General features: G+C 61.4%; 14 protein-coding genes. 3 read left to right on the top strand and 11 right to left on the bottom strand.

What is annotated here, in order from left to right:
- The 10 genes from NKF26_RS17110 to proC all read right to left on the bottom strand — a co-directional run.
- The coding region (locus NKF26_RS17110) for an ATP-binding cassette domain-containing protein (protein ID WP_253227789.1) at positions 1 to 367 on the bottom strand (367 nt) is incomplete at its 3' end.
- Between the two features lie 10 nt (positions 368 to 377).
- Complete coding sequence (locus NKF26_RS17105) at positions 378 to 1,367, bottom strand: ABC transporter permease (protein WP_253227788.1); 990 nt, start codon at positions 1,365 to 1,367, stop codon at positions 378 to 380.
- Between the two features lies 1 nt (position 1,368).
- Positions 1,369 to 2,370, bottom strand: coding sequence for an ABC transporter permease (locus NKF26_RS17100; RefSeq protein WP_253234649.1), 1,002 nt, complete (start codon positions 2,368 to 2,370; stop codon positions 1,369 to 1,371).
- Between the two features lie 38 nt (positions 2,371 to 2,408).
- Positions 2,409 to 4,070 (bottom strand): ABC transporter substrate-binding protein, encoded by a 1,662-nt coding sequence (locus NKF26_RS17095; RefSeq protein WP_253227786.1) that lies wholly within the window; start codon positions 4,068 to 4,070, stop codon positions 2,409 to 2,411.
- Between the two features lie 241 nt (positions 4,071 to 4,311).
- A complete protein-coding gene (locus tag NKF26_RS17090; protein ID WP_253227785.1) occupies positions 4,312 to 4,749 on the bottom strand; it encodes a TRAM domain-containing protein in 438 nt (145 codons plus the stop codon).
- A gap of 224 nt (positions 4,750 to 4,973) precedes the next feature.
- Positions 4,974 to 5,735, bottom strand: a complete 762-nt coding sequence (locus tag NKF26_RS17085; RefSeq protein WP_253227784.1) for an SDR family NAD(P)-dependent oxidoreductase — start codon at positions 5,733 to 5,735, stop codon at positions 4,974 to 4,976.
- Between the two features lie 90 nt (positions 5,736 to 5,825).
- Positions 5,826 to 7,211 (bottom strand): glucoamylase family protein, encoded by a 1,386-nt coding sequence (locus NKF26_RS17080; RefSeq protein ID WP_253234648.1) that lies wholly within the window; start codon positions 7,209 to 7,211, stop codon positions 5,826 to 5,828.
- A gap of 196 nt (positions 7,212 to 7,407) precedes the next feature.
- Complete coding sequence (locus tag NKF26_RS17075) at positions 7,408 to 8,739, bottom strand: glutamate-5-semialdehyde dehydrogenase (protein WP_253234647.1); 1,332 nt, start codon at positions 8,737 to 8,739, stop codon at positions 7,408 to 7,410.
- A gap of 14 nt (positions 8,740 to 8,753) precedes the next feature.
- Positions 8,754 to 9,587 (bottom strand): glutamate 5-kinase, encoded by an 834-nt coding sequence (gene proB / locus NKF26_RS17070; protein WP_253227781.1) that lies wholly within the window; start codon positions 9,585 to 9,587, stop codon positions 8,754 to 8,756.
- The gene (gene proC / locus NKF26_RS17065; RefSeq protein WP_253234646.1) at positions 9,580 to 10,356 is read right to left on the bottom strand and encodes a pyrroline-5-carboxylate reductase; all 777 of its coding nucleotides are present in this window, start codon (positions 10,354 to 10,356) and stop codon (positions 9,580 to 9,582) included. Before proC ends, proB begins: the two co-directional genes overlap by 8 nt.
- A gap of 177 nt (positions 10,357 to 10,533) precedes the next feature.
- Here proC and NKF26_RS24175 point away from each other — a divergent pair, with 177 nt between their 5' ends.
- From NKF26_RS24175 to NKF26_RS17055, 3 genes are all read left to right on the top strand, one after another.
- Positions 10,534 to 10,659 (top strand): hypothetical protein, encoded by a 126-nt coding sequence (locus NKF26_RS24175; RefSeq protein WP_256487635.1) that lies wholly within the window; start codon positions 10,534 to 10,536, stop codon positions 10,657 to 10,659.
- Positions 10,656 to 11,546 carry an FAD-dependent oxidoreductase gene (locus NKF26_RS17060; protein ID WP_253227779.1) on the top strand — a complete coding sequence of 297 codons (891 nt, stop codon included), beginning with the start codon at positions 10,656 to 10,658 and terminating at the stop codon, positions 11,544 to 11,546. The genes NKF26_RS24175 and NKF26_RS17060 overlap by 4 nt, the downstream gene beginning before the upstream one ends.
- Positions 11,547 to 11,710: 164 nt before the next feature.
- Complete coding sequence (locus NKF26_RS17055; protein ID WP_253227778.1) at positions 11,711 to 12,889, top strand: M24 family metallopeptidase; 1,179 nt, start codon at positions 11,711 to 11,713, stop codon at positions 12,887 to 12,889.
- A gap of 39 nt (positions 12,890 to 12,928) precedes the next feature.
- On the opposite strand, the gene NKF26_RS17050 is transcribed toward NKF26_RS17055, so the two are convergent.
- Positions 12,929 to 13,900 (bottom strand): D-isomer specific 2-hydroxyacid dehydrogenase family protein, encoded by a 972-nt coding sequence (locus NKF26_RS17050; protein WP_253227777.1) that lies wholly within the window; start codon positions 13,898 to 13,900, stop codon positions 12,929 to 12,931.
- Positions 13,901 to 13,902: the final 2 nt, after the last annotated feature.

Raw genomic sequence — 13,902 nt, 5'->3', positions numbered from 1 at the left:
CGGGATTCAGGCTCTCCATCGGGTCCTGGAAGATGATGGCGATTTCGGTGCCGCGGATCTGCTTTCGCATCTCCTCGTTCGACAGCATCTCCTCGCGTTCCCGCATCTCCCCGTCCGGGCCTTCTTCGACGCCGAACAGCAGTTCGTCCCGGAAGCGGACCTCGCCGCCGACGATTTCGCCCGGCGAATCTACCAGGCGAAGGATGCTCTGAGCGGCGACGCTCTTCCCGGCCCCGGATTCGCCTACGAGACCGACGATTTCCCCCTTTTTCACGTCGAAGGAGATGCCGTCCACCGCACGGACGACGCCCTCTTCGGTGAAGAACTGTGTCTTCAGATTATCGACTTGTAGCAGTGTTTCTGTCATATATCGTATATCAATTGTTGATTCGCGGATCGAGCGCGTCTCGCAGGCCGTCGCCGAGCAAGTTGAACCCCATCACGGTGGCGAGGATGGCCAGTCCCGGCCAGAGGCTGAACCACGGGTCGGGTAGCATGTAGCCCCGGGATTGGCTCAACATCTGGCCCCACGAGGGCGTCGGTGGCTGTGCCCCGAACCCGAGGAACGAGAGACCGGCGACGATGAGGATGCTGATGCCGACCTGTAGGGTCGCCTGCACGAGTACGGGTGCGAAGCTGTTCGGGATGACGTGGCGCAGGATGATGTTCCGATCACGCACCCCCGCCGCCTTGGCCGCTTCGATGTACTCCTCCTCGCGCACACTCACGACCCGCGAACGGATCAGGCGGGCGAAGACGGGTATCGTGGTGATGCCCACGCCGATCATCGCGAAGGTCAGGTCGCGGCCGAACGCGGCCATGAACGCGATGACCAACACGAGGAACGGAATCGCGTACAGCGTTTCAGCCAGCCGCATCAGTACGTCGTCGATCCATCCGCCGTGGTAGCCTGCGACCGCGCCGAGTATCGTCCCGCAGATGAGTCCGAAACCGGTCGAGATGATGCCGACCTGCATGGCGATGCGCGAACCGTAGACGAGTCGAACGAGGATGTCCCGTCCGCGGTGGTCCGTCCCGAGCGGGTACTGTGCCAGCCCCTTCCCGAAGACGTTGCTCGTTCCCATCGGGGGACGCAGAATCTTGGCGCTCGTCGGGTCGTTGAGCGGGTTGTGCCAGAAGCTGCTCACGATAGCGTAGTTGAACAGCTTCGCGTCGATCCACGCGAACGCCGCGAGAAACAGGATGAACCCGATGATGTAGAGGCCGATCCTCGCAGTGGTGTCCCGTCGGACCTGTTCGACCGTGTAACGCCATCCGACGCGGGCCTCGACTTTCGTCTCGCTCTCTTGCTCCTCGGTTCGCTGTGTTGTGCGGATGTTTTCCGTGCTTGTTTCTCCAGTTGCCATGTCAGTCCACCTCGTCGTAACTCACTCGTGGGTCGATGTACGCGTAGGAGATGTCGGTGAGAACGACACCGACGACGAACGTCAGGCCGAAGAAGATCGTCGTCCCCATGATCAGCGGATAATCCTGATTGTTGACCGCCGTAATGATGAGCCGTCCCATTCCGTTGATGTTGAACACCGTCTCGGTCAGCACCGCCCCGCCGAGCGCGGCGGTGAGTTGCAACCCGACGACCGTGATGACCGGCAGTTGGGCGTTCCGAAACGCGTGTTTTCGGACGATCTTTCGTTCCGCGACACCGTAGGCGCGCGCCAGTTTCACGTACTCCTGTTGGAGCACTTCGAGCATCGAGGAGCGCTCGATACGCATGACTGCGGCCATCTGGAGCGTGCCGAGCGTTATCGCCGGGAGCAACAGATGAGTGCACGTCTGCCAGAGCACGTCCAGACGTGAGGACGCGTGTTCGACCGAACTCGGGTTCGCCCATGGAAGGACGAGACCCGTCGCAGGTAACCATTTCAGATAGTAGGCGAAGACGATGATGAGCATTAGCCCGATCCAGAAGTCAGGCGTGCTGACGCCGATGAGTGCGGCGATACGCGTGGCGTGATCGGTCGGTTGGTTGCGTCGATTCGCGGAGATGATGCCGAGCGGAATCGCCACGACCAGCGCGAAGGTGAAACTCGCCAGCATGAGCAGGAGCGTCACCGGAAGCCGCTGCATGATCTTCGTCGTCACGGGGACGCCTCGGTAGTAGATGCTCTCGCCGAGGTTGCCCTGTGCGACGGAAGTGAGATAGTGTACGTATCGCACCGGAAGCGGCTGGTTCAGTCCGTACTGCGCGCGTATCTGGTTTACCATCTCGGCGCTCGGTGACGGTCCGAGCATGATTTTGACCGGGTCCCCCGGAATCGCGTTGGTCAGCAGGAACGTGATCGTCACGATACCGAGAAGCACCGGAATAGCCTGTAATAAGCGTCGAATTGTGTAACGGAGGATTCCCATGTATATTGTCGTTGAATCGTATCGAAAGGGATGTCGCGTTATTGCGACCCGACGGACACGTTGGTGTACTGCGTCGCGAGGACGAAGCTCAACACCGGGTGTGCTTTGAATCCGTGCACGTCGTTTTTCATCCCGAAGCTGTTCTTCAGGTTGTACGCCGGAATGTGTGCTCGGTCCTCCAGCAGCGTGGTGATGGCCTCGGAGTAGAGTTTCTTCCGTTCGGCGTGGTCCGCGGACTTTCGCGCGTTGACGATTTTGTCGCTGACCTTGTTGTAGTAGGTCCCGTCGGTCGATCCGTGGGCGTCCTCCGTGAAGAAGTAGTAGAGGAAGTCGTCCGGGTCAGGTCCGCCGGACCATCCCAGCGTGTACATGTTGCAGTCGTTCGGGTCGCCCGAGACGTACTTGTCGAGGAACGCACCCCAATCGAGACGCTGGACTTTGGCGTTGTACCCGGCCTGTTTCATCCCGTTCGCGACCGTGATACCGAGCTGTTCGCGCTTGTCGTCCGGGGGAACGATGATCTTGGCGGTCCAATTGTTCGGAACTTCGTCCGCGTCGTCGAACAGCTGTTTCGCCTTGTCGATGTCCTTGCCGTGGGAGATCTTCTTCCACTTGTCGAGCGGGAAGTCCCACTTCTTCGTGATCTGTTCCGGCAGCGGACTGTACTGGCGCACGCCGGTCGGCTCGACGAAGTTCGAGATGGCCTGATCCATGTCGAAACAGTAGTCGATGGCTTCCCGAACTTTGGGGTTGGTCGTCGGCCCCTTCTTACAGTTGAAGGCGAGGTAGTAGTATCCCAACGCCTTGGTCGCCACGATGGACGAATCGCCCATGCTCTTGACCTGCTGCCAGAGCTTCGGCGGGATTTCCTCGATGACGTCGCTCTCGCCCGTTTGAAGGCTCGTCAAGCGCGTCGTCGGCTCCTCGATCGGTGTGTAGTGAACCTTTGCGAGGTTCGGGGTGAGATCGCCCCAGTAGTCGTCCCACCGGGAGATCTTGACGGATTTCCCTTCCTGCCAGCTATCGAACTTGAACGGTCCGGAGCCGACGGGCATCTTCTTGTTGAAATCTTTTTTGCTCTTCTCCCTGACCTTCTTGGGGACGATGGACCACGTCAGGGTGTTCATGAACGGACCGTACGGATACTTCAGATCGAACTGAACCGTGTGGTCGTCGACAGCCTTCACGGAATCGATCATGTTGAGTTCCGCCGCGTTCTCCGTCTCCTCCTTGACGGGTGCCTCGAAGGAGTACTTCACGTCCTCGGCCGTGACGGGGTCGCCGTTCTGGAATTTGGCGTCCGTATTGAGCTTCACGACGTACGTCTTCCCGTCGTTCTTGACCTCCGGCTTGTCGGTCGCCAACTGTGGAACCTGGTTGATTCCGGCGTCGTACGTGTACAATCCCTCGAAGATGCGGTCCGACACCTCCGCCGAGGGAACGTCGTTGAGAACGATGGGGTCGAATTCCAGCGGGCTTTTCACTAATGAGAGAGTCAGCTTGCTGTTTTTGTTCCCCGACTGAGATCCGCTTCCGCCATCGCTGGTGTTGTCACCGCCACCACCATCACCATCACCGCCAGACGAGTCGTCGTTCGAGCCACCGGTACAACCGGCAAGCGAGGCGATACCGACTGCTCCGACTCCCTGTAGGAGACGCCGCCGCTTTATTTTGTCCGGAATCGATCGAGAATCCGTCATGCTATCTTTTTCCATGATTATGGGTAGCATCCCCATAGGAGTAGACAGGGGATATAAAGGTTTACAAAATGAATGGTTATGCCGATATTTCTGTGGGGACGTTTTCGTTTTCACGTCAGATAGGCAGTTGCTCATGGAATGTCCAGAATATTTTTACCCAATAAACGATGGTGTACAATACATACCTATAAAAAAGATCATTGAAGCAGAACTTTCGGCATCCGAAAGCGAGTCGAAGAAGCTACTCGTAGTACTGCTTCCGCTCGACGACTTCGCTGAATGCGACGTTCTCGCTCACTTTGGTGATCTCGATCGTCACCCGGTCACGTTTCTCCGTGTCGGGAACGATGATGACGTAGCCGCGTTCGACCCGAGCGATGCCATCGCCCTTCTCACCGATGCCTTCGATTTCGACGGTTCGACGGTCCCCGACTTCGACCGGCGGCGAGGTGTGTTGGTGGTTCTCGGTTGGTTCGGGGGTCGACTCCTGCGGGTTCGTCGTCGCTGTGGCCGTTTTCGTGCGCTCCGAATCGGACCCGAGCAATGCGACACGATACGTTTCGTCATCGTCCAAGACGCCGTTATCCAGTTCCCGCTCTGGAAGCGTGAGATGATACGCGCCGTTTCGTTCTTCGATTTGTGCACTGAAAACGCAGAGCAACTCGTCAGGTATCTCCATTTGTTCGTTTCGAGACGGCGGGAACATAAGAACGTATGTGTATGTCGCCGGTTTCTCACGTCGGAAATCGGACACGGGATCGGGGACTGAAGGGGTGAGCGATGTTCAAAGTCGGGAGTCGGAGAAAACGCTGATACGGGAAAGTCGTGTTCCGATACGTCCGTGATCCCGTCGTAGACGGAGATAGTTCCGAGCGAAACGAACCTATTTCACCGGATCCCCGTTCACTGCACCGAGAACCCGCCGTCCACGACGAGTCCGTGACCGGTCACGAACGACGCTTCGTCGCTGGCGAGGAACAGGATCGCATCGGCGACCTCTTCGGGTTCCGCCAATCGGCCGAGCGGGTAGCGTTTCAGCATGAGTTCCTTCGCCTTCTCGGGGTCCGAGCGCGTCTCGAAGAACTGGTTTCCGAGTTCGGTGTTCGTGAACGCCGGGAGGACGGCGTTCGCGCGAACGCCGTCGCGGCCCGCTTCGGCGGCGACCGCACGGGTGAAGTTGAGGACGGCACCCTTCGTCAACGAGTACACCGACTGCATCGGCAGGCCGTAGAACGACGCCAACGACCCGACGTTGACGACGTTGCCCGACCCCTGTTCTTTGAGGTGCGGAAGCGCGGCCTGACAACCGTTCCAGACGCCGCGGACGTTGACGTCGAAGACGCCCTCGAAAACGGAATCGTCCACGTCCTCCGCGTACGCGGGGGGATGGCCGACACCGGCGTTGTTGACCAGAACGTCCAGTCCCCGTTCCGAGACGACTGCATCGACGGTGTTCGTGAACGCGTCGGCGTCCGTCACGTCGAGTTCGAGGAACTCCGCTTCGCCACCGGCGTCCTCGATGTCCGCGACGGTTTCCGACCCCGTCTCCTCGTTCACGTCGGTACAGACCACGAACGCACCTTCCTCGGCACACCGCTTGGCAGTCGCCTCGCCGATGCCCTGACCCGCACCGGTAATGAACACTGTTTCGTTTTGTAGCCGCATACAGAACGATTGTCAGGAGATAACTTGTTTCTTTTTATTAATGGAAGGTAAGTCGGCGGGCGAACCGGGAGACGCCCGTCGTAGACGTGCTCAGATGGAGAACTCCTCTCGTTCGAGGAGGTCCTCCGGACGTCGTCCGACGTCGCTCTCGTGGAAGTACTCCCTGAGGACGCCGTCGGTGAGGTGGTTGGCGATCGAGGCGATCGACATGCCCTGATCGAGCGCGTAGTACTTCTTCGTCAGTTCGCCGGTTTCGACGTTGACCGAGTCGTAGAACCCGTACGTTCCGTCGATTCCCATCCGTCGAAGACGGCGGACGTTCTCGTGGGCGGCGTGGGGCGCGTAGTCGAGGGCGAGGAACGTCGCGTGGGGCGTCACGATGGGACCGGGCGCGTAGTGATCCTTCCACGCTCCCTGTTGGGGGACGCCGAACGACCCGTAGCCGTCGGGCGTTCCGCACGGGGAGAGACCCCAGACGGGCCAATTCTGTGCATCCGCGAAGTCTCTCTGGACCTGCACCCAGCGTTCGTTGTTCAGTCCGAACCCGCGGGGGCCGAGTTCCCGCTCTTTGATGAACAGGGAGGGCATCAGCGCCTCGAACTGCGCGCCGCCCCAACTGGGGACGAACTTCGTTCCGTCGTACTCGTAGTGCCCTTCGAAAACGTCGACGCTGTCGTACGTGCTCCACTCGCCGCTCGAACGCTGTTGTGTCCAGTCGGCGTCCGGCGTGTACGTCCGGCGGGGTCGCCACCAGTGCGTCTTCGGGATGTCGCCCATCCCGATGGCGCAGTAACTCGCGACTCGGGGTTCGCTGTTTATCATCCCGTACGTCCAGTCGTCGAGTCCGTTCTCGTAATCGTATCCGCCGATCAGTCGTCCGTTGTCCGGGTGATGAAACGGAGAGTAGTCCTGCGCCCGGACGAGGCGTCGCGCTCGCCGCCCGAGTTCGCCTCCGTACGCTTGGCCGACGATGGTCAGTGCGGCGGTCAGGTGGCCGTTATCCACCGTCGAGACGTACTTCGTCCCGTCGTGGGTCTCCATCCACGGCCGCCCGGTCCGGATGTCGTACCACCGGAGGAAGAGGCCGTTCCACGTCTCCACTGATTCCAACGTGGAGACGACGGCGTCCACGCGCCCCCTCGCTTCCCGTTCCGAGAGCACCCCGAGTTCGGCGGCACCGACCGTGCTGACGACGTACATCGCGATGTTCGACGGGGACGTTCGGTTCGACCGCCGAATTCCCTCGCCCGTCTCCTCCACGGTGTCGTCGGGAAGTCCGAGGTCCGAAGTGAACGCCTCGAAGAATCGATAGTGGTGACGAGCGATAGCGCGGAGTCCGTTTCCACATCGACCGTCATCATGCTTTCCTGCCCCTTCGTTCGCTGACGCCGTCCCTCCGACGGCGGCGATACCGAGCGCACCGACCGCTCGGAGGAAGTTCCGTCGCTTGCCGTCCGATGTGTCATTATCAGTCATGAATTTCCCAACCTCGAATTGCGACCGCTACAAGAAATACGTTATTAGATCGAAAATATAATACCAGAAAAATTGAATTAAACTTCGGGTAGTAAAATGTCGCTCATGGGGTGAGTATCGTTCATCGGTCAAGTATCGTTAGTTACCGAACGTCGGAGAAAGTAGTGAAGACAGCGGCACGATACGTTTTCGAATCCTATCGGTCGGATAGCGAACCGGGGGTCCACTCTCCGTCGAACTCCTCGTGGACGAACGGTTTGGCGTCCTCCCCGGCGTAGGTCCCCACGACCTGTCCGTCGCCTTCGAGGAAGTACTGATAGGTCGTCAGGCCTTCGAGGCCGACGGGTCCGCGTGCGTGAATCTTCCCTGTGCTGATGCCGACTTCCGCGCCGAGTCCGTAACGGAACCCGTCGGCGAACCGGGTTGAAGCGTTGTGGAACACGCTCGCCGAGTCGAGGCTCCGCATGAACGTGCTCGCGCGGTCCCCGTTCTCGGTGACGATGGATTCCGTGTGTTTCGAACTGTACGCGTTGATGTGGTCGATGGCGGCATCGAGCGACTCGACGACCTTCACCGAGAGGATCAGATCACCGTACTCGGTGGCCCAGTCGTCCTCGCTCGCCGCCTCCATGGCGACGATGTCGCGTGACGCTTCGTCGCCGCGCAACTCGACACCCGCTTCCTCGTATCGCTCGGCTATTTTCGGCAGGAACTCGGCGGCCACGTCCTCGTGGACCAGCAGGGTCTCCACGGCGTTGCACACCGCCGGATACTGCACTTTCGCGTCGTAGGCGACTTCCGTCGCCATCCCGAGGTCGGCCTCGTCGTCCACGTAGACGTGGCAGATTCCCTCCGTATGTCCCAAAACGGCGATGCTCGTGTTGTCCTGAATGTACTCCACGAACGCCGAACTGCCCCGTGGCATGAGGAGGTCGATGGAATCGTCCATGCCGAGCAACGTATCGACGTCCGCCCGTGCCTCGATGAGTTGTGCCCAGCCGTCGGGCATCTCGTCGGTAGCCTCCCGAATGATTTCGAAGAGGACCCTGTTCGAGTGACTCGCCTCGCTGCCGCCCTTCAGTATCACCGCGTTCCCGGACTTGAGGCTGAGCGCGGCGATTTGGACGAGGGCGTCGGGCCGCGATTCGAAGATGGTCCCGACGACACCGATGGGAACGGTGCGCTTGTACAGTTCGAGTCCTTCGTCGAGTTCTCGCGCCGTGAGCGTCTTCCCGAGCGGGTCGTCCTGCGTCGCGACGCTCCGAACCATCTCCGCGATGCTTTCGAGTTTCGACGGCGAGAGTTCGAGTCTGTCGACGAGGGCTCGGCTGTACTCCCCCGCGGCGAGACGCTCCTCCGCCTCGCGGACGTCCCGCTCGTTGGCGTCGAGGATTTCGTCCTCCCTCGCCAGGATGGCGTCGGCGATAGCGTTCAACGCCGTCGAGCGGTCGTCGTCGGTTCGCTGCGCGAGCGCGAGCGCGGCGGTCTGTGCTTCTTCGACTTTGGATTCGGTGGATTTCTCGGCCATCGTTTGTAGAGTGGTCAGTCGTCGAGCGCGTCGTCCGTCGGGACGAAAATCGTCCCGACCGGTTTTCCGTCGATGATTCTGTCTACGACGTCTTCCTTCGTGGATTTTGCGATGATCGCCGGGATTCCGTGTTCGCTCGCCGACCGTGCGCCGGACACCTTCGTCTGGATGCCGCCGAACTTGGCGGTCGAACTCCGGTCCACCAGTTCCTGGATTTCCGCGTAGTTGCGACCGACCGCTTCGATGCGTTCGGCCGTGGGGTCCTCCTTCGGATTGTTCGTGTACACGCCGCCGACGTCCGTGAGCGTCACCAGCAGGTCCGCATCCACGCCGATGGCGATGGACGACGACAGCATGTCGTTGTCGCCGATTCGTATCTCCTCGGTCGCGACGGCGTCGTTTTCGTTGATGATGGGCACGATACCCCAGTCCAACAGCGTTTCGACCGTGTTCTGGAAGTTGGTGAACCGTTCCGAATTGTCGAGGTCGTGTTGGGTCACCAGTATCTGGGCGACCTTTCGATCGTAGCGTTCGAAACTCTCCGTGTAGCGTCGCATGAGGTGGGACTGGCCCACGGTCGAGAGCGCCTGTGACTCCTCGACGGTGTCGTCCGGGTAGCCGACCCGGCCCTTCCCCGCGCCGACGGCACCGGAGGAGACGAACAGCACCTCGCTCCCGTTTTCGAGCAGGGCGACGGCGTCGTCGACGAGTTTGTCGAGTTTGTCGTCGTCGAGGTTCGACGTGTCGTCCGTCAACGAGTTCGTCCCGGCTTTGACGACGACGCGGTCGGCCGTCGCCGCCCGTTGCCGTGCCCGTTCGAGCGAATTTCGTTCGACGGTATCACTCATCGTCATAATCGACCATCAGCTCCTTGGATCGGTTTTCGGCGGCGGCGACCGACTCGGTGACGGTTCCCTCGACCGAACTGTCGCGGAGTACTTCCATCCCCTCTATCGTCGTTCCCTTCGGTGAGCAGACGGCGTCTATCAGGTCGGGAACGCTCTCGTCGGACTGGAGCACCGTCTCCGCCGCTCCTTTGAACGTCTGTGCGGCGAGCGTTCTCGCGTCCTGCCGACTGAGGCCGCCGTTCACTCCCGCCCGTGCCATGGCGTCGATGAAGTAAAAGACGAACGCCGGGCCGCTGCCGTTGACCGCGGTTGCGACGTCCATCGCCGATTCGTCGATTTCGACGACCACGCCGACGTCGTCGAGGAGTTCGTGGACGGTTTCGGGGATTTCGTCCCCGGCGATGGCCGCCGCCATGGTGCCCGACTCCGCCGCGAGGTTCGGCATGAGTCGGACCACCGTCGCGTCGGTCAACGGTTCGAGCGCGGTCGTCGGGACGCCCGCCGCGATGGAGACCAGTGTCTGTTCGGACGAGAGGTCGAGTTCGGCGACGATGTCGCCCACGAGATCCGGTTTCAGGGCGACGAACACGACGTTCGATTCGGTCGCCTCCGCGAGGTCCGTCGTCGTTTTCTCACAGTACTCCGACACCGCTTCCAGTGCATCCGGGTCCACGTCACAGGCAGTGACGGCGTGATTTCCGCTTCTCGACAAGCCTCTCACGAGCGCACCGCCCATGTTCCCGCAGCCGACGACGCTGGCATGTACCATCGTATGTTGTCCCGTCGTCGTGACGATGACAAAACGGCGTTGGTTACGGCAGAGACTGCCGTTCGAGCGGAAGGTGTCGGAAGACAACGATAGCCGACCGATCGGGGCACCGATATCGGATCGATCGACCGACGGTCCGACCGAAACCTCTATAAAATTTTAGGCGAGCCTAAAAACATGGTAGGACATCCGACGGAACTCGGAGATCGCTCGGCCACGACGAAGCAATCGCCGCACCAGGATACGCGTGAAGTCCCGCGGTCGGACGACGGGACGGACAGCACCGCGGGGCGAGTTCGATGACCGACTACGACGTGGTCACCGTCGGCGGCGGTCCCGGCGGCAGTTCGGCGGGCGTGTTCGCCGCACGGTACGGCCTCGACACCGTCGTCTTCGACCGGGGGAACGCGGCACTTCGACGATGCGCGTACTTGGAGAACTACCTCGGGTTCCCCGCCGGTGTCGATATCGACACGTTCTACGAGTTGATGCACGCCCACGTCGAGGAGGCGGGGTGTGAACTGGTTCCGGACATGGTCGAATCCATCACCCAAGGAGAAGACGATTCGGCGTTCGTCGTGGAAACGCAAGAGGGCCGTAGCGTCACGGCGGACCGCGTCATCGCGGCCGCGTGGTACGACGGCGAGTACCTCCGACCGCTCGGCGGCGACGAGATGTTCGAACGCCACGAACACGACGGCGAGGAGCACGAACACTTCGATCCGGAATACGCCGATGCCGACGGCCGGACGCCCATCGACGGCCTCTACGTCGCCGCACCCGCCGGACAACGGAGCGTTCAAACCATCATCGCCGCCGGTCACGGCGCACACGTCGCGCGATGTCTGCTGGAGGACCTCCGAAACGAGGAAGGGTTCTCCGGCGGCGTCGCACCGCACTACGACTGGCTCCGCCGGAATTCGGAGTTCTCGGGCGACTGGGGCGACCGCGACCGCTGGCGCGAATGGTACGAGGACGAAGTCGAGGACGACCCGGATATCGACGAGGAGCGGTTCGAGGAACTGCGCGAGCGGTACATCGACAGCGCGTTCGAGACGCGCGTCCCCGACGACGCCGTCGAGGAACGCTCCCGACGCGGGGTGAGCCGCCTCGTCGAGACGTACGGGGCCGAACGCGTGCTGGACGCGTTGGACGACGAGGAGATACGGGAGTATCTGGAAGCGGAGTAGAAAGAATCGTCCCTTATCAGCGGTCGTGATCGTTGACGATGACGTCACCGGACGCGGCGCTCGCAGTCGTCGACGACGTGCACGGTTGTACACAACATTCGTTTTCTGCGTACACAAAAAAGTTAAACAGCTATTCCACGAACGTTCTGGTGAGTGCCGCTAGCATGCCACGAACAATCTTCGACGATACCGAGTACGAAACGCGTTTGGAACGAACGAAAGAGCGGATGCGCGAGGAGGAACTCGACGCGCTCGTCGTAGCCGACCCCGCGAACATGAACTATCTGTCGGGATACGACGGTTGGTCGTTCTACGTCCATCAGGCCGTCGTGGTCACGCTGGAACGCGACGAACCCGTATGGGTGGGCCGCGGTATGGACGCCAACGGCGCGCGTGCGACCACCTGGCTCGACGAGGAGAGCATTCTCCCGTACAGCGACGACTACGTTCACTCCCCGTACGACCTTCATCCGATGGATCACTTGGGGGAGGTCATCGAGGACCTCGACGCCGAGGACGGCCGCATCGGGTTGGAGATGGACGCCTACTACTTCACCGCGAAATCCTACACCCGCCTTCAGAAGAACCTCCCCGACGCCACCTTCGAGGACGCAACCCTGCTCGTCAACTGGATTCGAATCAAAAAGAGCGAGCAGGAACTCGACTACATGCGGGAGGCGGCGCGCATCTCCGAGGAGGCGATGCTCGCCGGACTCGACGCAATCGAGGAAGGGGTTCCCGAGTACGAGGCCGCGGCAGAAATCTACGACGGCCTCATCCGCGGTACCGAGGAGTTCGGCGGCGACTACCCGTCCATCGTCCCTCTGATGCCTTCGGGCGACCACACCGGAACGCCCCATCTCACGTGGACCGACCGCGAATTCGAGGACGGCGACCCCGTCATCATCGAACTCTCGGGCTGTCGGCACCGCTATCACTCGCCGCTGGCCCGGACGACGTTCGTCGGCGACCCGCCGGACGAGATGCAACGGCGGGCGGACGTGGTCGTGGAGGGACTGGAAGCCGCAATCGACGCCGTCGAACCCGGCGTCACCTGCGAATCTGTCGAGAAGGTCTGGCGGGACACCATCGCGCAGTACGGCCTCGAAAAGGAGGACCGCATCGCCTACGCGATGGGCCTCGGCTACCCGCCGGACTGGGGCGAACACACCGCCAGCATGCGGCCGGGCGACGAGACGATATTGGAAAAAGACATGACCTTCCACATGATCCCCGGCCTCTGGTTCGACGACTTCGGCGTCGAGTTGAGCGAGACGTTCCGCGTCACGTCGAACGGTGCGGAAGTGCTCGCGGACTTCCCGCGTCGGCTCTTCACGACGTGATCGGAAATATCAGCGAAGAATAAATCAGCGAAAAGTAACTCAGTTCGGTTCCGGGGCGAGAACCCCGTTTTCGAGCGCTTCGCCGGTTTCGAGGCGGTCCACGTTCCCCGCGACGATGTCCGCGAGACGGTCCCAATGGAGCGGCGTGTGTCCGCCCGTGTGCGGCGTGATGAGACAGTTTTCGAGGGACCACAGCGGGTGGTCCTCGGGGAGCGGTTCCGGATCGGTCACGTCGAGAGCCGCCCCGCGGATCTTTTCGGAGCGGAGTGCCGAAACGAGCGCGTCGGTATCGACGATTGGGCCGCGGGCGGTGTTGATGAGAACGGTGTCCGGCGACATCGTCGCGAACTCGGATTTTCCGATGAGTCCGCGCGTCGTCTCGGTGAGCGGGCACGCGACCACGACGTACTCGCTTCGGGAGAGGGCGTCGTGGATGGCGTCCTCGTCGAAGCCGACCACTTCGTCCGTCGGGCCGCCCTTCTCAGGCGTGTACCGAACGCCGATGGTTTCGACGTCGAACCCCTGAAGCCGTTGGACGATTTCCCCTCCGATGGAACCCAACCCGATGACGGTGACGGTGCTGCCGGTGAGTTCGCCGGACTGGAAGTGCCGCCATTCGCCGCGCTCCTTTCGTCGCCACCCCTCGTGGAGTCGACGGGCGAAGACGAGCATGTTGCCGATGGCCTGCTCGGCGATGCCGGGTGCGTGAATTCCACCGGCGTTCGTCACCGCGACGCCGCGGTCCGCGAGCGCGTCCATGGGAACGTGATCGGTTCCCGCGAAGGTACAGGCGAACAGTTCGAGTCGGTCGGCGCGGGCGAGCAGGTCCCGCTCGATAGTGATGCCGGTGACGACCCGCGCGTCCGCGACGAGTTCGCGTTCCTGCTTCGGCGTCGTGGCGTGCGCGACCGTTCGGTCCGGGAGGCGTTCACGCAACGCTTCGGCGTACGATTCCATCGAGAGTCCTTCCGTCCCCTCGCGGAGGACGACGATATCCGGGTTTTCGCTCATGG

The sequence above is a fragment of the Haladaptatus sp. AB618 genome (assembly GCF_024136965.1).
GTDB lineage: Archaea > Halobacteriota > Halobacteria > Halobacteriales > Haladaptataceae > Haladaptatus.
This window is presented reverse-complemented; position numbering and strand designations above follow the sequence as displayed.

Bases quoted from the DNA above. Each gene is read 5' to 3' on its own strand.
- NKF26_RS17105 (WP_253227788.1), bottom strand. From the start codon at position 1,367: ATGGCAACTGGAGAAACAAGCACGGAAAACATCCGCACAACACAGCGA.
- NKF26_RS17100 (WP_253234649.1), bottom strand. From the start codon at position 2,370: ATGGGAATCCTCCGTTACACAATTCGACGCTTATTACAGGCTATTCCG.
- NKF26_RS17095 (WP_253227786.1), bottom strand. From the start codon at position 4,070: ATGACGGATTCTCGATCGATTCCGGACAAAATAAAGCGGCGGCGTCTC.
- NKF26_RS17090 (WP_253227785.1), bottom strand. From the start codon at position 4,749: ATGGAGATACCTGACGAGTTGCTCTGCGTTTTCAGTGCACAAATCGAA.
- NKF26_RS17085 (WP_253227784.1), bottom strand. From the start codon at position 5,735: ATGCGGCTACAAAACGAAACAGTGTTCATTACCGGTGCGGGTCAGGGC.
- NKF26_RS17080 (WP_253234648.1), bottom strand. From the start codon at position 7,211: ATGACTGATAATGACACATCGGACGGCAAGCGACGGAACTTCCTCCGA.
- NKF26_RS17075 (WP_253234647.1), bottom strand. From the start codon at position 8,739: ATGGCCGAGAAATCCACCGAATCCAAAGTCGAAGAAGCACAGACCGCC.
- proB (WP_253227781.1), bottom strand. From the start codon at position 9,587: ATGAGTGATACCGTCGAACGAAATTCGCTCGAACGGGCACGGCAACGG.
- proC (WP_253234646.1), bottom strand. From the start codon at position 10,356: ATGGTACATGCCAGCGTCGTCGGCTGCGGGAACATGGGCGGTGCGCTC.
- NKF26_RS24175 (WP_256487635.1), top strand. From the start codon at position 10,534: ATGGTAGGACATCCGACGGAACTCGGAGATCGCTCGGCCACGACGAAG.
- NKF26_RS17060 (WP_253227779.1), top strand. From the start codon at position 10,656: ATGACCGACTACGACGTGGTCACCGTCGGCGGCGGTCCCGGCGGCAGT.
- NKF26_RS17055 (WP_253227778.1), top strand. From the start codon at position 11,711: ATGCCACGAACAATCTTCGACGATACCGAGTACGAAACGCGTTTGGAA.
- NKF26_RS17050 (WP_253227777.1), bottom strand. From the start codon at position 13,900: ATGAGCGAAAACCCGGATATCGTCGTCCTCCGCGAGGGGACGGAAGGA.